Source organism: Candidatus Methylomirabilota bacterium, from assembly GCA_027293415.1.
Classification (GTDB): Bacteria; Methylomirabilota; Methylomirabilia; order Methylomirabilales; family CSP1-5; genus CSP1-5.
Genome location: JAPUFX010000172.1, coordinates 1 through 17,513, shown reverse-complemented (window position 1 = coordinate 17,513; position 17,513 = coordinate 1). Strand labels below are relative to the sequence as shown.

General features: G+C 59.6%; 17 protein-coding genes. 9 read left to right on the top strand and 8 right to left on the bottom strand.

The window, feature by feature from the left end:
• Positions 1-107 precede the first annotated feature (107 nt).
• The 5 genes from O6929_12160 to O6929_12140 all read right to left on the bottom strand — a co-directional run bounded on the left by O6929_12160 (position 108) and on the right by O6929_12140 (position 5,800).
• Positions 108-1,142: a hypothetical protein gene (locus O6929_12160; GenBank protein MCZ6481141.1), complete on the bottom strand. Its 1,035-nt coding sequence runs from the start codon at positions 1,140-1,142 to the stop codon at positions 108-110.
• A 186-nt stretch (positions 1,143-1,328) separates the two neighbouring features.
• Positions 1,329-3,647, bottom strand: a complete 2,319-nt coding sequence (locus O6929_12155; GenBank protein MCZ6481140.1) for a heavy metal translocating P-type ATPase — start codon at positions 3,645-3,647, stop codon at positions 1,329-1,331.
• A gap of 206 nt (positions 3,648-3,853) precedes the next feature.
• Complete coding sequence (locus O6929_12150) at positions 3,854-4,714, bottom strand: universal stress protein (GenBank protein MCZ6481139.1); 861 nt, start codon at positions 4,712-4,714, stop codon at positions 3,854-3,856.
• 2 nt (positions 4,715-4,716) lie between these two features.
• The gene (locus tag O6929_12145) at positions 4,717-4,893 is read right to left on the bottom strand and encodes a CBS domain-containing protein (GenBank protein MCZ6481138.1); all 177 of its coding nucleotides are present in this window, start codon (positions 4,891-4,893) and stop codon (positions 4,717-4,719) included.
• A 238-nt stretch (positions 4,894-5,131) separates the two neighbouring features.
• A complete protein-coding gene (locus tag O6929_12140; protein ID MCZ6481137.1) occupies positions 5,132-5,800 on the bottom strand; it encodes a hypothetical protein in 669 nt (222 codons plus the stop codon).
• A gap of 382 nt (positions 5,801-6,182) precedes the next feature.
• On the opposite strand from O6929_12140, the gene O6929_12135 reads away from it, so the two are divergent.
• The 7 genes from O6929_12135 to O6929_12105 all read left to right on the top strand — a co-directional run bounded on the left by O6929_12135 (position 6,183) and on the right by O6929_12105 (position 11,329).
• Complete coding sequence (locus O6929_12135; protein ID MCZ6481136.1) at positions 6,183-6,842, top strand: chlorite dismutase family protein; 660 nt, start codon at positions 6,183-6,185, stop codon at positions 6,840-6,842.
• A 12-nt stretch (positions 6,843-6,854) separates the two neighbouring features.
• Positions 6,855-7,364: a pyridoxamine 5'-phosphate oxidase family protein gene (locus tag O6929_12130; GenBank protein MCZ6481135.1), complete on the top strand. Its 510-nt coding sequence runs from the start codon at positions 6,855-6,857 to the stop codon at positions 7,362-7,364.
• A gap of 35 nt (positions 7,365-7,399) precedes the next feature.
• Complete coding sequence (locus O6929_12125) at positions 7,400-7,810, top strand: hypothetical protein (GenBank protein MCZ6481134.1); 411 nt, start codon at positions 7,400-7,402, stop codon at positions 7,808-7,810.
• 24 nt (positions 7,811-7,834) lie between these two features.
• Positions 7,835-8,851 (top strand): uroporphyrinogen decarboxylase, encoded by a 1,017-nt coding sequence (gene hemE / locus O6929_12120; GenBank protein MCZ6481133.1) that lies wholly within the window; start codon positions 7,835-7,837, stop codon positions 8,849-8,851.
• Positions 8,848-9,777, top strand: a complete 930-nt coding sequence (gene hemH / locus O6929_12115; GenBank protein ID MCZ6481132.1) for a ferrochelatase — start codon at positions 8,848-8,850, stop codon at positions 9,775-9,777. The genes hemE and hemH overlap by 4 nt, the downstream gene beginning before the upstream one ends.
• Before the next feature lie 272 nt (positions 9,778-10,049).
• Positions 10,050-10,451, top strand: coding sequence for a PCP reductase family protein (locus O6929_12110; protein ID MCZ6481131.1), 402 nt, complete (start codon positions 10,050-10,052; stop codon positions 10,449-10,451).
• A 98-nt stretch (positions 10,452-10,549) separates the two neighbouring features.
• Positions 10,550-11,329: a PCP reductase family protein gene (locus O6929_12105; protein MCZ6481130.1), complete on the top strand. Its 780-nt coding sequence runs from the start codon at positions 10,550-10,552 to the stop codon at positions 11,327-11,329.
• 283 nt (positions 11,330-11,612) lie between these two features.
• Here the strand turns inward: O6929_12105 and O6929_12100 are convergent, their stop codons facing one another.
• Positions 11,613-13,073, bottom strand: a complete 1,461-nt coding sequence (locus O6929_12100) for a sigma-54 dependent transcriptional regulator (GenBank protein ID MCZ6481129.1) — start codon at positions 13,071-13,073, stop codon at positions 11,613-11,615.
• 102 nt (positions 13,074-13,175) lie between these two features.
• Positions 13,176-14,285, bottom strand: coding sequence for an ATP-binding protein (locus O6929_12095; GenBank protein ID MCZ6481128.1), 1,110 nt, complete (start codon positions 14,283-14,285; stop codon positions 13,176-13,178).
• 261 nt (positions 14,286-14,546) lie between these two features.
• Here O6929_12095 and O6929_12090 point away from each other — a divergent pair, with 261 nt between their 5' ends.
• Together O6929_12090 and O6929_12085 are read left to right on the top strand one after the other, a co-directional pair.
• Positions 14,547-15,878 (top strand): CoA-binding protein, encoded by a 1,332-nt coding sequence (locus tag O6929_12090; GenBank protein ID MCZ6481127.1) that lies wholly within the window; start codon positions 14,547-14,549, stop codon positions 15,876-15,878.
• 12 nt (positions 15,879-15,890) lie between these two features.
• Positions 15,891-16,586 (top strand): acetate--CoA ligase family protein, encoded by a 696-nt coding sequence (locus O6929_12085; GenBank protein MCZ6481126.1) that lies wholly within the window; start codon positions 15,891-15,893, stop codon positions 16,584-16,586.
• 11 nt (positions 16,587-16,597) lie between these two features.
• Here O6929_12085 and O6929_12080 read toward each other — a convergent pair whose 3' ends face one another.
• A complete protein-coding gene (locus tag O6929_12080) occupies positions 16,598-16,969 on the bottom strand; it encodes a hypothetical protein (protein ID MCZ6481125.1) in 372 nt (123 codons plus the stop codon).
• Between the last annotated feature and the right edge of the window lie 544 nt (positions 16,970-17,513).

Sequence of the window (17,513 nt, the reverse complement as noted above, 5' to 3'; positions counted from 1 at the left end):
AGCCTATCCGCGACATCGACGAATTCAACCACCGGAAAAGCAAAAAGCACGGCCTCATTCCTCCTATAAGCGCCCTAGCCGTGGGCTACCACCGAAGCGACTCATCTTCACGGCGTACCCAGGCTGTAGAGCAACCACAGTCCCAGGATGTAGGTCGCAATGATGACGAAATTCTCAAGCCGGAGGGGGAAGACTCGGCGCCGGCCCCGGAAGAGGATGGCGACGATGCCCAACGTGAGCAACGTGACCCCGAGGAGTATCGTGAGCAGATGATCCCGAGCGACAAAGCCGAGGAGGGGCCCGCGAGTATAGGCGATGTCCATGAGCAGGAGCACCATCATATTGAACATGACGCTGCCGAAAAGGTTCCCGACCGCGAGGTCGAAGGCCCCCAGGCGAATGGCCGAGAACGTGGTGCCCAATTCGGGCAACGTCGTGGCGAGACCGACCAAGAGGGTTCCGACAAATGTGGCGCTTATCCCTGTTTCAAGAGAGACGGCCTCGGCCGAGAGGACTAGCAACGGGGTCAAGACCAAGAGGCCGATGGTTCCGAGAGCAAAACCGCCTGCTGCCTCCCGCAGCCGAACACGGTTGAGACTCCTCCCACGGATCGGCTCGACGGAACGGACCCCCACGTCTGCGAAACGGTAGAGAAGCCTAATCCCTACCAGGTAGACCGCAGCGATCATGACCGTTTCGAGCCCGACATGGCCGATTCGGCCCCATCCCCCGGCGATAATGCCAACCCCCGCCATCACCATGAGCAGAATCCCGAGCAGGCCGGACTGCGTGTGCTCTTTGTGCACATGCTCGAGGATGCGCTGGCGGAAGAAGACCAGGCCAAGCACAGCCAGGATCAGCATATTCGCCATGTTGGCGCCAAAGATGTCCCCCACGCCGATATCAGGTGCATCGAGCAGGGCGGCGTTGACAGCCGTGAACACTTCGGGAAGCGACGTGCTCGCAGCGAGCAGCACCGTTCCGATCCAAAGCCCGCCGAGCCCTGTCTCATCTGCGATCGTGTCGGCATGGCGGGACAGACGCGAGGCGACCAGAAAGATTAAGGCGCCTACCGACAGGAGAGCCAGGAAGGGGATGAGCGGACCATGACCCGTGAGGAGCCCCTGTAGGAACGCCTTCATAATTAACCGATCCCGGTCATGGCTGTCCCAACGTGGAAATGTTTTTTCGTAGAGGCATGGTCATCAAGACCGCCCTATTATACACACGACGGACCTCCCGACCTGCCCAAAGACGGATAACCGGATCACAAGCCCGTGCGTGAATGACTGCGAGGAAGATTGGGAAGTTTTGTCTCCCGCAGGAGCTCACATGGTGGGCTGTCGCAAGAGTCGGAGGCCATTCGCCACAACGAGTAGCGTGCTTCCTTCGTGCCCTACGACCCCGAGGGGGAGGGTCATCCAGCCGACGAGGGTCGAGGCGACCAGTCCGACAATCACGCATCCCGCGAAGGCGAGGTTTTGCAGGATCACGCGGCGGCATCGCCGGCTGAGCTCCAGCGCCCGCGGGAGCTTCGTGAGGTCGTCAGCCATCAGGACGATGTCCGCCGTCTCGAGTGCGACGTCGGTCCCTGCCCCTCCCATCGCCATACCCACAGTGGCTGCGGCCAGTGCCGGCGCATCGTTCACACCATCCCCCAACATTGCCACTGGACCGCGTGTCGCGATGAGTTCCCGCACAGCCGTCACCTTGTGCTCCGGCAGGAGCGTGGCCCGCCATTCCGAAATCCCAACCTCTGCGGCGACCGCCTTTGCCACCCGTCCATTGTCGCCGGTGAGCATCACCAGTTGGGTGACCCCTTGACGTCTCAGACTCTCTACCACCTGCCTCGCGCCCGGTCTGACCGTGTCGGCGACCACGATCAAACCCACCGGGGCTTCCGCTCCAACGACAACAACGGTCTTTCCCTGAGACTCTAGGGCCTGCACATGGGACGCAACCGCGGCATCGAGCGGCTCGCTCGTTTCCCGCATCAGGCCCGGGCTTCCCACCCAGATGCGCCGCCCTCCGACGATCCCGCGAATCCCGCGTCCCGGAAAGGTCTCGACCTCGTCAGCCGGAATGATTGGCACCCCGCGCGCCTGTGCCGCGTCGACCACCGCCCGACCGAGATGATGTTCCGAACGGATCTCGACCGCGGCGGCCAGGGCCAAAATCGTTTCGCCGTCTTCCTCTCCAAGCGGAATGACGTCTGTCACCCGGGGCCGTCCTTCGGTCAGGGTCCCGGTCTTATCGAGCGCCACAACCCGGACGCCCGCCGCTTGCTCGAGGGTCACGCCCCCCTTGAAGAGGATCCCCTCACGGGCCCCACCGGCAATCGCGGAAAGAGTTGCGGCTGGGATGGAGATCACCAGGGCACACGGGGACGCCACCACGAGGAGAACCATGGTCCGGTAGAGGGATGCCGTGAAGGTCCAGCCGAGGAAGAGCGGGGTGGCCAAGAGGAAAAGGACCGCAGCCCCAAGCACCGCCACTGTATAGTACCGGCCGATCCAATCGGTCAGATGCTGTGTCTCAGCTTTCTGGCTTTGGGCCTCCTCCACGAGACGGATCACTCGTGCGAGGGTGCTCTCGGAGGCCGGACGAGTCATCCGCACCTCTAAGACTCCCTGCTGATTGAGGGAGCCCGCATACACCGGATTACCCGGTCCCTTTTCGACCGGCACAGATTCGCCCGTGAGCGAAGATTCATCGACCCCTGACCGCCCCACGATCACTTGGCCATCGACCGGGATCCGTTCCGCGGGCCCGACGACCACCAGGTCACCCACCTGGAGGTTGGCAACCGGAATCCGGACCTCTTCGCCGTCTCGCCGGACGCGGGCCTCTTCTGGACTCAGCTCCATCAAGCTCACAATGGCCCGACGCGTCCGGGCCATCGCGTACGACTCCAGCGTGTTCGAGAGGGAGAAGAGAAACATCAGGATCGCCCCCTCCTGCCAGTGGTCGATTCCGGCGGCTCCAAGGGCCGCCGTCACCATGAGGAGGTTGACGTCTACCGTCCTTTCCCGCAGGGCTGCGATGGCGTTCCTAGTGCTGTAATATCCGCCGGCCGCGTATGCCACAACGAAAAAGGCCACCTGAGCGATCCAGGGAACTCCAGGGACAAACCCGAGGAGTGAGCCCGTTGCCAGGGCGCCCAGGCACACGGCGGTCAAGATCGTCATCCGCCGTCGCCCTGAGGCCCCGGCGTCCTTCTCCATGGCGACCCTCGGCGCAAAGCCGAGTTCCGCGATCCGCCGCTCCAGCTGGGCGCGGGTCCCGTCTGCCTCGACCTCGGCCCGGACAACCGAACCCGGAAAATCGACAACAAGCCACGGCACGCCCGGGACCCGCTTAAGGTCTCGTTCGAGTGAGAGAGCGCACTCGGTGCAGTTCATGCCGGCGAGACGAAGTGTGCAGTGTTCGTACCGCTTCCCCAGCCTGGCGCCGACCGCCTCTGCCACGTCTTCGACCTGTGCCAGTGAGATCCGTTCTGGAAGATACTCCAGGGTCAGGACCTGCCGTGCTGGATTCCAGGCCGCCGAAACCACGCCTCGATGGTCCAGCAGCGCCTGCCGCAAAAGCTCACCACAGGCCACATCTTTCGGTGCGATAGCGAGCGGAATCTCCACCTGCCGCGTCATTGAACAGCTCCGTTCACCCACATTTCTTACGGCTCTGTATCGGCCACTTACCCTTCCTCTGTATTCACGTCAACACATCCACCCTGATGATAACCCCGAATAACATGAGGGCACCAACGAGAATCCCCAGCCTGGCATCCCAGCAAGCCTCGTGCCGTTTAATCCGATCCATTGCGGCGGCAAATTCCGTGGCCTCAGCCGGGGCTCTATTCCATCTCTCCCCACCATCCGCCGCCCGTGGGTGTCCATGAGGGAACGATCAACACAGGGCACGGCGCCTGCTGCAGGACCTGGTCGGTCACGCTCCCCAAAAGGACCCGCGGCAGGCCGGTAAACCCACGCGTCCCCATGACGATACAGCCTGCGCGTATCTCTCCGGCCACGTGATCGATCTCGGCAGAATCCACGCCGGTGACAAGGGAATATTCAATCTGCTTGGGGCCGAGACCGAGGGTTTCGATTAAGGATTGCAGCCGCGTCTCGGCGTCTCGACGCACCGCAAGCGCTGCTTGTCGCATGGCCTCAGGGTCTTCTTCCCCCTTGGGAGGGACGACCTCGGACAGGACATGGATGAGCGCAAGGCGGACACCGAGCTTTCGCGCGAGATGCGCAGCGGCCCGGGCCGCATGGGTCGCCCCCTCGGAAAAGTCCACCGGAGCCAGGAGCGGACCAATCTCTGCTGCGGCTTTCTCAAATTTCCGGACGACGGCCACCGGAAAGGGGGCACTCTTGTACAGGCTCTCCGCAACACTTCCCAGCAGCACGCGAGTCAGCCCTCTCTTGCCATGGGTTCCCACCACGAGCATGTCGGCTCCGATCTCGCGTCTCGCTCCGACGATGGCCTCGACCGGGTCACCAACCTCTAGACGGGTGGTCCCCTGCACCCCGCACTCCGCGGCCGACGCCTGGGCAGACCGAAGGACTGCCTCGCCTTCCCCGCGTTCCTGCGAAGGAAGCACAACGTGTAACAGGGTGAGCGTGCCAGCCAACCGTTGAGCCAGCACTGCACCGAAGCGGACAGCCGCGCCAGATTCTGCCGACCCGTCCGTCGCCACGAGAATATGCATCGTCACTCCTTCCCTCGCGAAAGCGGAGCCTCGAATACGGCTTCCTTATCGGCCACGGCACGCAGGATGTCGCTCTCGGTAATCATCCCCACCAAGGCCTCCCCGTCCAGCACCGGCAAGCAGCCAATCTTGTTCCTGACCATCAGGTCCGCCGCCTTGGCAAATGACACATCCAGCACAGGATATAGCAAACATTTGTGGAAGCCAAGCGAATGTCCGGATACCAAGTGCAAGTATAACGCTCCCCAAGGCGGTATCCATACTCCCACACCATCGAGGATCCGATCCGTACAGGGATAAGCAGCTATAAGCTTCGTGACTTAGCTAATTTTAATGGGATAGGGATTCCAGTGTCACTGGACTGGTGTACGATGAAGGGTGGTGACGCCTGTCCGCGTGATGTAGTTGATACCGGTGTTAGAGGGACATCACGCCGACCGTAGCGGCATGAAGCCCGATCGTCAAGGAGAGGCTGTAGAAGGTAAGCCAGATCAGGACCGGGGTGACCACCTGGGCGACACGATTACGCAGGAGACCCTCGCCATATCCCCAGAACATCCCCAGTGCCCCGACGGCCAACACAAAGTGCATAAAGTCATAATAGCGGTGAAACGTGTACAGTGCGTAGTGGAGCGCGAGGTCCTGACCCAAAAGGTGAATCTCCAGTTCAGGCCGGGGTGTAGCGAAGATGTGTAAAAACGTGGCCACGAGGAACCAGATGATCAGCAGGCTGAGCCCGGTGAACAGGCGGACCGAGGCGAATGTCGTCCTATTTCCCAGGACCTCCCAGAGCCCAAGAAAGCTGATCGTCGCTCCTGCCCAGGCAATACTCAACGCCGCGGTCGTGACGAGCAGCAGTACAAAGGCCGTCACCGGCATAAAAAGATCGGGGAAAAATGGCCGCCCCACCCCCAGGACATACCAGGCGGGAGTTGTGACCACAATTCCCGTCACCGCCGCTAGGAGGAAGACTACAACACTGATGAAAAGGGGCCCCCACGCGTCACCCGTGAGGCCTAATTCCCTCAGGGTTACCGTCCTTCGAATCTGGCTCCCTTCCCCCAACAGCTCTCTTGTTCCTGCCATTGGCTCTCCTCTGTATGAACGGTATAACACCCTCTTACGTAGCCGGACGTCTATTCACATACCGCCCCACGAGCAAGAGGATTGCCATAGGGAGGCGGAGTATCCAGAAAAGAGCTAACTAATGAATTCTTCAACAAAAGACAGGATATCGGAAGATGGAGGGAGCCTTGACCTTGCCCGCAGCCTTAAAGGCCTCGGCTGACGGGCAACCCGAGGATCAACACGACGAGAGCGAACAGAGCGTTCGACCTGCAATGGTCCCCTCCAGGTGTTGTGTCTCTCCTCGGCATGAATGGATTCGGTTGACCAGGGACCGCCTCCGGGCATATATTCATCCGGGTGATGCAGGCTTTTTCGAGGTCTTCCCGAAGGAGACGGCGAAATGGGCGAGCTAAAGGTGCACGGGTTTCTCTACTACCGGGTTCCCCGAGGGTTGCGGACCCGCGAGGTAAGAAAGAAGGTTCACGACGCGGCGGAGGAAGTGCAGAAACTTCCCGGAGTGGTGGCGCTCTACCCGTATAGCCTTGTCGGGCTTCGAGCCTCGGCAGATGTCGGTTTCTGGGTGGCGGCGGAGCACATCGAGGCCTATCAGAGTGTAGGAAGCCGGTTTCTCCAGACCAATCTCGAACTCGCGGCGAGTCTCTGGGGTTTTTTGCGTCCTTCACAGTACACCGGCCAGAGCGGAATCAGCGTGGAAGTCCCGGGGAAACGAAAGCGGTTTCTGGTGGTGTATCCTTTTATTAAGACCCACGACTGGTACCAGCTTTCGACCGATGATCGCCGGGCTCTGATGAAGGACCATGCTCGGGTGGGACACTCGTTCAAGGAGATCGAGCAACTGCTCGTGTACTGCACCGGCATCGCCGACTCGGAGTTTGTGGTGGGGTACGAAATGGATGATCTCTTACACTTTTCCGAACTGGTGATGGCACTCCGGAGTACAGAGGGCCGGCCTTACACCCGCCGGGACACCCCGATCTACACTGGGCGGTTCGGCTCGTTGCAGGAAGTGCTGCAGGAGGTCTTCGGGGAGGAGGATTGAGAACGCGCGCTTATGTCTCAGGATCCCGCACGACTTCGTGAGATCTGTTTCTCCCTCCTCGAAGAGAACCGGATCATGACCTTGGCCACCTTCGGGGAGGAAGGTCCATGGGCGGCACCGGTTATTTACGCGTGGGAAACGCATTCCACATCGATTTCCCTTTATTTTATGTCTCGACTCTCCACCCGCCATGTCAAGAATCTCTTAGAAACACCCCATGTGGCTGCCGCCATTCATCCGAATGAAACCCGACCTCTTCGAGGTCTTCAGGCAGAAGGCAAGGTGGAAATGCTTCGGGGGAAAGAGGCCCTGCGTGTCATCAGGTTTTACCTCCGTCGGTTCCCCCTGGCCAAGAGGCGCTTTTCCATTCGCGCAGTCTTGGAGGAAAGCCTCGACCTCCGGTTCTTTCGATTCTCGCCAGAGCGGATCTTTATTCTTTCGGAGGAAGACTTCGGGTGGGGAAACCGCTACCTTCTTGAACTTCCCACCGGTGCGGTCTCCCAGGCGACGGGATGGGAGTAATATGCTCGGGAAAGTCAGGACCTCTGGAGTAAGGCATGGCCTATACCGGCATCCTCTTTCTGCACCTGCTTTCAGCCATCACCTGGGTCGGGGGGAACATCCTCTTCTTCGCTGTGGCCCCCCGCCTCCGGACGGATCCCGAGGGTGGTCCCGCCGCCCTTCGGGTGCTTGGAAGAACCTTTCGGGTCCTGTCCTGGATCGCCATGGCCATCCTCCTGACGACCGGAGCGTACTTTCTCGGCCAGGGCTGGGACTACCGAGCATGGCCCCTGTCTCTCAAGCTGGTCATCGTCGGAGTCGTCCTGCTGCTCAAGGTCCTGCATGATTTCTGGATCGCGCCGGCTGCCGCCCGCAAACGGGGCGGATTCTTCCACGCCGCGCTCTGGATCGGGCGGACCAACGTCTTCCTGGGTATTGTAATTGTGTACCTGTCAGTGTGGCGTTGAGGATCGGACACCAGGATGGGAAACATGCGTGACCGAATATTGAAGGCCGCCCGGTGCGAACCCGTGGACACCACGCCCATCTGGATCATGCGTCAGGCGGGCCGGTACCTCCCCGAGTACCAAGAGATCCGGAAAAAATATTCCATGGAGGAGATCTGTCGAACACCGGAGCTCACGGTGGAGGTTACGCTCCAACCGCTCCGGCGCTTCGATCTGGACGCAGCCATTCTCTACTCGGATCTCCTCGTCCCATTGTGGGGAATGGGAATTGCCTTTGACCTCGTCGAAGGGAAAGGCCCTGTCTTGCAGAAGGTTCTCACCCCATCTGAGCTGGCGGCTCTGCCCCCTTTAGATCTTTCCGCCCTGGAATTTACGTTCAATGCCATCCGTATCCTTCGGCGGGAGCTGGATCGTCCGTTGATCGGATTTACGGGGGGGCCTTTTACCTTCGCATCCTACTTGATCGAGGGGAAACCCTCGCGGGACTATCCCCAGACCCGGGCTTTTGTCCATGCCTACCCTCGCGAGTGGAAGGCGCTGATGCAGCGGCTCGCCGAGAACCTGTCCCGCTACCTCAGGGCCAAAATCGAAGCCGGGGTGCAGATGGTCCAAGTCTTCGACTCGTGGGTGGGAGTCCTTTCGCCGGAGGATTTCCGGGAATCGGTGAAACCCTACTTGATAGAACAGCTCGAGCAGGTGGGAAATGACGTGCCCCGGATCTATTTCAGCACCGCAAGTTCTCACCTCTTCCCGGAGTTCGTCACCTTGCCGGCGGAGGTATTGGGGGTGGACTGGCGCGTTTCTCTGACTCAGACACGGGGAATTTTTGATGACACGTTCGCTCTGCAAGGGAATCTGGATCCCAGCCTGCTCCTCGGTACCGAGGAGGAGATGTTCCTTAAGACGGCCAAGATTGTGGAGGAGGGACAGGCCCTTGCCGGACACATCTTTAACCTGGGGCACGGCATACTTCCCCCAACCCCGCCTGAGCAAGTGGACCGTCTGGTCGATTTCGTGCACACAAAGGGAAAGCGACGATGATCGGTGTGCTGCTCATGGCCTATGGAACACCGAGAAGTCTCGACGAGGTGGAGGCGTATTTCACCCACATCCGTCGAGGGCGCAAGCCCTCTGAGGAGGAGGTGGAGGAACTCAAGGAGCGGTATGAATCGATCGGCGGAGTGTCGCCCCTAACTGAAATCACGGAGTCGCAGGCCAAGAGGCTTCAGGAAATGCTGGATAGCAAGGCACCGCAACGCCTCCGAGTCTACCTCGCGATGAAACACTCCCCTCCCTTCATCCCCCATGTAGTCGAGCAGATGATCCGTGATGGCATCCGGGAGATGGTGGCCTTGGTCCTTGCACCCCACGAGTCCAAGATGATCATCGACGATTACATGAAGTATGCAAGAGACGTCCTGGGATCTGAACCGGACGTGAAAGTCCACGTCATCCGGACCTGGCACCTGAACGACAAGTACCTCTCGGCCTTACGAAAAAGAATTCAGCGGGAACTCGCGGCCTTTCCCCAGCCGGGTCCAGAGCAGACCATGGTGCTCTTTACCGCCCACAGCCTGCCCGAGAAGATTCTTGCGACGAAAGATCCCGATCCCTATCCCACCCGGCTCGAGGAAACAGCCCAGGCCCTGGCGTCGCACCCTCCCCTTCCCCATTGGCGCCGCGCCTATCAAAGTGCAGGGCAGACGCCGTTTCCTTGGCTGGGTCCCGACATCGTAGAGGTCCTGGAAGAGCTCAAAGCAGACGGGCATTCCCAGGTCCTCGTGGTCCCCATCGGCTTTGTGGCCGATCACCTCGAAGTCTTGTACGACATTGACGACGAGGCCCAGGAGAAAGCCCGAGAGCTGGGGCTCACTCTTCGCCGGACCGAGTCCCTCAACGCGGATCCCGAGTTCCTGGAGGGATTGGCGGACGAGGTGCTCCACGCGACCATCTCCATATCCAGCTAAGGTCACTCCTCCTTTCTCCGTCAGCCAAGGATTGCCCGCCTTCCCGACTCCAATGGCCGGATGGTCTGTCCCACCTCATGCCATTTGACCAAGCCAGATAAATTGGTTGACAACGGTCATTGGGTGATTCCAGAATACCTCATCTCATAGAGTCGTCTGCAACTGGCCCTGAAGGGTCGGGACCCTCACAATATGCCCACCTTCTCCGTGACCCTGAAGTCGGACGGAGGTATTGAGCCATGAAATTTCTCTGCGTGCCGTGCAACGAGCCGATGAAGATCCAAGGAGTCGAGGGACCCGATCAGGGATCACTCACTGTGGTCTTTCACTGTGCACAGTGCGCCTATCAGATCGCCCTCCTCACCAATCCGATGGAAACGCAGATGGTCAAGGCGCTCGACGTCCAGATCGGCGGAAACGCCCCACCGGCAGAACCGCTCGGCTTCACCCGATCGAGCCTCGCCAGCCAGCGGGAGGGAGCCATTTTGGGCGGGATACAAGAGACCGTCGAGGCGGCCAAGGAAACTGGTGGCTGTCCTTTTGCCGCTGTGGTCAGAGAAGCCGAAGGTGAAAGTGTCGTCTGGACCGAGGGAGCGGAACAACGGCTCCAGCGTACCCCTGGCTTCGTCAGGTCGTCGGTGAAGAGTGCCATCGAGGGATTTGCAAAAGAGTAGGGACACGGGACTGTTACCGAGGCCGTAATGGACGAGGCACGGGAAGCGATTGGCATGTAGAGCTCGTGAGCGTATCAAAATAGATGGGGAAGGCTCACATGGGTGAGCGAGAAGACGATATCCAATGGACCGAGGAGAGCCTTCAGCGAGTGGAGAAGGCTCCCGGCTTTGTCCGTGCAGGGATCTACAAGCTCATGCGCAAACGGGGAAAGGAACGGGGGCGGAAGGTCATTACCTCGGAGTTTTTGACGGAGATTCGAAACGAGTCGATGCTCCGGGTGGCGAAGAGCATCAAGGGCTTCGGCTTCGAAGAGCTCAGCATGGATGCCTTTGAAGTGGCAAAGCAGAAGATGCGGAAGCTCCCCAGGAAGGTGACGGTCATCGAGCAAATCAAGACGTTCTTAGGTGAGAGAACGCAGAGCAATGACATGATCATTGCCAAGTTTACGCGTTACCTGCAGATGATGCCAGAGAAAGGGCTTCCCTGGTCTGAGGAAGCCTTATCACGGGTGCAGAAGATCCCTCCTTTTGTCCGAGAGATGGCCAGGCAAACGATCGAAGAGGAAGCGAAGAAACGGAAGGAAAAGATCGTCACCCCCGAGGTAGTCGACCATATTCTCACCCAGTTTTCACAGGTTCCCTGTCCCGAGGGTGAGAGGGCGGACGAAGCTACCCAGACGGGGACCCCCAGGACTGAAGGGCCGTTACAAGGGATCACGATGCCGTGGACGGCCGAGGCGGAGGAACGGCTGAGGAGAGTCCCGGTCCCCTTTATCCGCCGAACGATCATCCAGAGGGTGGAAGCAGCTGCCAAAGCGAAAGGCCTCGAAGTCGTTGACTTAGAGGCCTATGAAGCCGGTATCACCGAGGGGCGTTAATACCCCATTTCTCCTGGGGCAAGACACGCATGCCGCGACATTAATGCCCCAAGAAGTCTTTGCCTTTCTTCTCGAACAGTTGCATTGAAAAATAACAATACCTAGCCTGCCAAAATATATTAGTACTGTCAGACCTCAGACCCAGACCTGCTTATGGACATTTCTGCCCCGGTTACCGGTTCCTCCTTTGGATGGTACCCCCCCTTCGATTCAGAAAATCTGCTAGAGAAAATGATCCAGTCCGAGGAATTGGTCTGCTGAATGGTAGGGCGGGGACAGGCGATCAGGACGCTTCACGATCGCCCGAGGATTCCCGTTTCCCGGAGATCCCGAGCTCTTTCATCCGCTTTCGTAGGGTGTTCCGGTTGATCCCCAACAGCTGTGCGGCCTTCAGCTGATTCCCGCCTGCCCGCTCCAAGGCGGCCTGTAGCAGGGGTCGCTCCACAAGCGCAAGGACATGTTCGTAGAGCTGTCCCTCTTTGTCATCGCCAACGCGTCTTAACTCTGCCCGCACTTCGCGCGTGAGTCCACCTGGGGTTGCAACATCCTCGGCCCCCGCAGGGCGGGTAGCGGCCTGCAGGGACTCAGGCAAATGTTCCGGAAGAATGAGGCGTGTCCGCGAGAGAAGGCAGGCCCGCTTGATCGCATTCTCGAGTTCCCGGACATTGCCAGGCCAATGGTACCGGAGGAGGCACTTGATGGCTTCCGGAGAGATTTCTTTGCCGTCACCTCTCGCATAAAGCTGAAGGAAATGGGTAATCAGCACTGGGATATCCTCGCGACGTCCGCGGAGCGGCGGGAGCATGATCGTCACTACATTCAACCGGTAAAACAGGTCCTCCCGGAAGAGACCTCGTGCAACCAACGCCTGGAGGTCTCGGTTCGTCGCGGCCACAATCCGGACGTTCGTGGTGATGGGAACCTCACCCCCTAATCGCTCGAAGCGACGCTCCTCGAAGATCCGGAGAATCTTTGTCTGCAGCGCCGGGTCCATCTCGCCGATCTCGTCAAGAAAGATGGTTCCCCCATCGGCCAGCTCGAATTTTCCCCGACGGGTGGTCAACGCCCCGGTAAAAGCCCCTTTCTCGTGGCCGAAGAGCTCGCTCTCGAGCAGATCTTTGGGGATGGCAGCACAGTTGACCGTCACAAAGGGACCATCATGTCTCGGGCTATTCTTGTGGATCGCCCGGGCAATGAGCTCCTTGCCGGTTCCACTTTCACCCTCGACAAGGACGGTCGCATCGCTGTCGGCCACCTGACCGACCAGCTTGAACACTCCTTGCATCTCAGGACTCGTTCCCACGATCTCGTCCAGTTCCTGGCGGTCCTTGAGTTGTGCCTTGAGCCGGTTCAGTTCGCGCGTGAGACTCTGAACCTCTAAGGCCCTGCGGACGAGCAGGGTGAGCTCCTCAAAATCGAAGGGCTTGGTGATATAGTCGTACGCCCCCCGCTTCATGGCCTCGACCGCCGCCTGAAGGCTCCCAAAGGCGGTCATGACGATCACCATGGCTTCGGGATGGCGGTCCCGCATCAGGGAGAGGGCCTCCAGCCCGTCTAGGGTAGGCATCTTGATGTCCATGAGCACGAGATCGGCGCTCACCCGCTCGGCCGTGTCCACTGCCGCCTTCCCATCCGAGACCGTGTAGACAGCGTACCCCGAGCGCTCCAGGGCCTTTTTCAACGTCCAGCGGACACTCTCTTCATCATCCGCCACGACAATTTTTACTTTCGCGACCTCCGACACATTCTCTCCTGGGTCATGAGCAGTCAGCTATCAGCAATCAGCAGTCTGCTAAAACCCTTTCTATCCCTTGCTGACAGCGGACAGCTGACGGCGGACTGCGTCTCACTGTGTTGCGAGCGGAAGGAGGATGGTAACCGCGCATCCCCCCTCTTCCGCATTATTGATCTCCATGGTTCCCCGGTGATCCCCCACAATCCGATGGCAGAGGGCCAGCCCGAGGCCGGTCCCCTTTGGCTTGGTGGTAAAGAAGGGGTCGAAGAGGTGTTGCCGGGCCTCGAGCGAGAGACCAGGACCTTGATCGATCACTCTCACCGCCGCCACCGACAGCCCAAAGCATCGTGGAGAGCGTCGTTCATACCCAGTCTCTAAGGTGAGCGCTCCTCCCCCCTCCATCGCCTCGGCCCCATTCCGGATGAGATTGAGAAAGACCTGACGGATCTGGTCGGGATCGGCAGCGATGAGGGGAACCTGGGGATCATAGATGCGGCGAACCGTGATGTCTCGACGCATCAGTACTGGCTCCTCGAGAGCCAGGAGCTCTTCTAGAATCTGATTGACATTGCATTCCACCACGCGTGGAGGGCTAGGTTGGGCGAAGGCGAGCATCCCCTCCAGGAGCGAATTCAGCCTATCCACTTCTCGGATGATGATGTCGGTATATTCCTTCAGGGAAGGAGGGAAAGAGGACTCCGCCTCAATGAGCTGTGCAGCTCCCCGGACCCCCATCAGCGGATTACGGATCTCATGGGCAATACCTGTGACCAGTGTTCCCAGGGCCGTGAGGCGCTCTGCCCGGCGGACCTGATCTTCCAGCTCTCGAATCCGCGTGACGTCCCGAAGGAGCAGGACTCCCCCCCGGGCTTCTCCGCCTTGGTCAGCCAAAAGGGAGGCGATGGCGCTCACTGAGACCTTTCCCAGAGAGGTCACCACGCTGGCCTCGTGCTCTGCATGAGCCCGCCCGGTCTCAAAGGCGCGATCGACGAGGGCGATGAGGGGAGAGGAATCCCCCAAAAGGCTCGCGAGAGGCTTGCCGTGGGCCATGGTGGCCGAGATCCCCAGCAGCTCTTCCGCTGCCGGGTTAAGCGAGGTGACCCTCAGTTCGCGGTCGACCACGACCAGCCCATCCTGCAGGCTCCCCAGGAGGTCCTCGTAATAGGTTTGCATGTTGGTGAGGGCCTGCTGGATTTTTTCGACTACCTTTTGTTCTCGCACTGGCCGTCTCCTCTCATCCTTTCCGGGACACCCGAGGCCATCATAACCTAACTTGTTGCGGCGATACAAGCCAGCACACCCGTATCGGCCGACCACACCGCTCTGGATTGATACAGCGGCTCTCCATGCCATTGCCTACCTTGACAGTCCTGTGGGGCCATGATACAAAATCGGGGCTGCTCGCTCTCGCATGTGTGGTCTACGCCCTCTTTCCATCGAGAGGCGTCGGCTCAGCCCCGAAACGCACAACGACGAGGTAACATGCCCCCCCCTTTCCCTTCCTTTAAATCGAAAGAGGCCCTTCAGGTCCTCTTCCGCCCGAGTAGCGTGGCCGTGATCGGAGCCTCTACCGCGCCGGAGAAACTCGGGTACCAGATTTTCAAGAACCTTCTTGACGCGGGCTTCCCCGGCAAGGTGCATCCGATCAATCCCAAAGCTCCCGAGATCCTCGGATGCCCGTGCTATTCCAACATAGACGCCGTCCCCGATCAGGTCGACCTGGCCGTCATCATCATCCCCGCACCGCTGGTCGCCGATACCATTCGACGGTGTGGTAGCCGGGGGGTGAAGGGGACTATCGTGATCAGTGGCGGTTTCAGCGAGACCGGACCCGAGGGAGAGGTACTGCAAGAGCAGTTGGTCCAGGCCGCCCAGGAATCAAAGGTGGCGGTCATCGGACCCAACTGCCAAGGGGTCAATAACCCTCACCATCCCCTCTGCGCGTCTTGGCCCCTCCTCACCCGGCGAGGTCGGGTAGCGGTTATCTCTCAAAGCGGGACCGTCGGGGCAGCCCTTATGGACTGGGCTTCCCAGGAAGAGCTGGGGGTTTCCACCTTTGTGAGCCTGGGGAACAGGGCAGATGTGGACGAGGCCGATCTCATTCACTACTTTGCCCAAGATCCCAATACGGAAACTATCGCGATATACATGGAGGGGGTCAAGGCCGCCCCCAAGTTCCTCGAAGCCGTCAGGCAATGTCAAAAGCCGCTGGTGATTTTGAAGGCGGGACGGACCCCCAAGGGACGTAAGGCTGCCGAATCCCACACCCGATCCCTGGCGGGTCGCGACGAGGTGTACGAGGGAGTCTTCCGTCAGTTCAGCATTCACCGGGCAAACGACTTAGAGCAGCTGTATGACTTCAGCAAGGCGCTCTCCTACCTCCCCCGCCTCAAGGGCCCCCGGCTTCTCATCATCACCAGTTCGGGAGGCTCTGCAATCCTGGCCACCGATGTAGCAGAGATGACGGGGCTCGACGTCGCGTCCCTTCCCGACCAGGTTGCGCAGAGACTTCGGGAAGTCCTGCCAAAGCATTGCATTGTCGGTAACCCCTTGGATCTCACCGGAGATGCCACGGCACAGATGTACCGGCAGGTGGTGGAGGCCGCCGCGTCCCACTTCGATGCGATCGCCCTGATCTTTGGCGATCCGATTCCTGGAGCCTCAGAGGTGGTCGGTGGGGACCCCCTCCAACTCGTGATCTACCTCGGCGGGGCAGAGGTGGAGCGGCAAGAGCGACTGCTCTTTCACCGAAAAGGTATCCCTGTCTTCCCTACTCCTGAACGTGGAATTCAGGCCCTGAGCCACCTCCTCTGATAGGGAATCATCATGGCACTTGCCTTGGGGAGAGCCATTCAGGAAGGTCGAAATCTCCTGGAGCCGGAGGCTTACGAACTTCTCGCCTCTTACGGCGTATCGGTCCCCTCCCACCGGTTGGTCAGCTCGGCCGAGGAGGCCGAGGCGGCGGCGACTGAGATCGGCTACCCGGTCGTGACCAAGATCGTCTCCCCGGACATTCTGCATAAGACCGAAGCTGGCGGGGTTCTCTTGAACCTGAACGATGCAGCCAGCGTCAAAGCAGCTTACGGGCAGATCACAGAGCACGCCCGGCAGGGCAAGGCAGCAGTTCGGGGTGTTCTGATCAGCCGGATGGCCCCTCCGGGCACCGAGGTGATCGTCGGTCTCACTCAGGATCTTCAGTTCGGGCCGGTGGTGATGTTTGGCCTGGGGGGAATTTTCGTCGAGGTCTATCAGGATGCCAGCTTCCGGCTCATTCCACTGGCCGAGCGGGATGCAGCCGCCATGATCCACGAGATCAAGGCCTTTCCCTTACTCCAAGGCGTGCGGGGGAAAAAGCCCGCAGACCTTGAGGCCCTCACCCATCTCCTTCTGAAGGTGTCACAGATCGCCCAGGAGAATCCCGAGATTTCCGAGATGGACCTGAATCCGGTTCTGGTCTACGAAAAGGGCCTGAGCGTCGTGGATGCCCGGGTTCTCCTCCACCAAAGAGCTCCCACCGCCTAGCCGGAGACCGATCACTCACCACCACCAGGCTTTACCATCGAGGTGATGACCTCCTTTAAGATGCCGGCCCGTTCTTTCAGCTCTCGCAGGCGGGTGATCTTGGTCATCAGATCTCGTTCCGCATCGACCGCGGCTCCGAGGAGGTCGCCATACTTATGGAGCGCCTCCTGGTACACCTCGTCCTGAAGGGTCCGAATCCGCCCCCGCAGTTCTTCCACGGTCCCATGGCGGCTGCCCTCCATTACTTCTCCACTGATGGCCTGCATTTCTTTTGAGAAATGACCGAGAAGATCCGACAGTCCCGCAGCCAACACTTCCACATTCTCCATCTCCCCCTCCTCTTTGGTTCCCTTCTTTTCGACCAAACCTCCCGGTAAATCCACCGTTGGACCTCATACTTGATTCACACCTCTACCTATGGTCGCCCCCATATAACGTACGGCCTTGAGAAGCATGTGATGAAAAAACGGCAACTTACTGATATGCGAGGTGAGGTATACGAGTCAGTCTAATACGTTGGCGCGGTTCTTTGGCGACTTACCCTCAGGAGAGCTTCACGCTGCGGCAGAGTGTATGTTGGGACGCGGCAAATTGTCAACAATTTTCAAAGTTCGTCGCTGTCTCAATTTGAGATAATTTGAAGAGGGAATGCCACTCAAGCTGAGAGTTCGTTTTCTCCAGGGTCCTTTAAGGAAAAATGCCGATGGGCGGACTCGAGCGGCGAGGTTTTTCGACTGGCGGCACGGTGGTGGTGGGAATGAACTTTGGTGCGGTGAGAAAAACCGGGGCCGCGGGGAAGATGAACCCTGTCCAGGCGGAATGAAAATATGCGAGGGGAGGGGAGGAGGGCGATGGAGAAGAATCGTTGGAGCCTTTCGATAAGTGCTGGTGAGGAAGGGGGGATTACGCAGATTAAAGATGCCTGAA

Bases quoted from the DNA above. Each gene is read 5' to 3' on its own strand.
- O6929_12160 (MCZ6481141.1), bottom strand. From the start codon at position 1,142: ATGAAGGCGTTCCTACAGGGGCTCCTCACGGGTCATGGTCCGCTCATC.
- O6929_12155 (MCZ6481140.1), bottom strand. From the start codon at position 3,647: ATGACGCGGCAGGTGGAGATTCCGCTCGCTATCGCACCGAAAGATGTG.
- O6929_12150 (MCZ6481139.1), bottom strand. From the start codon at position 4,714: ATGCATATTCTCGTGGCGACGGACGGGTCGGCAGAATCTGGCGCGGCT.
- O6929_12140 (MCZ6481137.1), bottom strand. From the start codon at position 5,800: ATGGCAGGAACAAGAGAGCTGTTGGGGGAAGGGAGCCAGATTCGAAGG.
- O6929_12135 (MCZ6481136.1), top strand. From the start codon at position 6,183: ATGGGCGAGCTAAAGGTGCACGGGTTTCTCTACTACCGGGTTCCCCGA.
- O6929_12130 (MCZ6481135.1), top strand. From the start codon at position 6,855: ATGTCTCAGGATCCCGCACGACTTCGTGAGATCTGTTTCTCCCTCCTC.
- O6929_12125 (MCZ6481134.1), top strand. From the start codon at position 7,400: ATGGCCTATACCGGCATCCTCTTTCTGCACCTGCTTTCAGCCATCACC.
- hemE (MCZ6481133.1), top strand. From the start codon at position 7,835: ATGCGTGACCGAATATTGAAGGCCGCCCGGTGCGAACCCGTGGACACC.
- hemH (MCZ6481132.1), top strand. From the start codon at position 8,848: ATGATCGGTGTGCTGCTCATGGCCTATGGAACACCGAGAAGTCTCGAC.
- O6929_12110 (MCZ6481131.1), top strand. From the start codon at position 10,050: ATGAAGATCCAAGGAGTCGAGGGACCCGATCAGGGATCACTCACTGTG.
- O6929_12105 (MCZ6481130.1), top strand. From the start codon at position 10,550: ATGGGTGAGCGAGAAGACGATATCCAATGGACCGAGGAGAGCCTTCAG.
- O6929_12090 (MCZ6481127.1), top strand. From the start codon at position 14,547: ATGCCCCCCCCTTTCCCTTCCTTTAAATCGAAAGAGGCCCTTCAGGTC.
- O6929_12085 (MCZ6481126.1), top strand. From the start codon at position 15,891: ATGGCACTTGCCTTGGGGAGAGCCATTCAGGAAGGTCGAAATCTCCTG.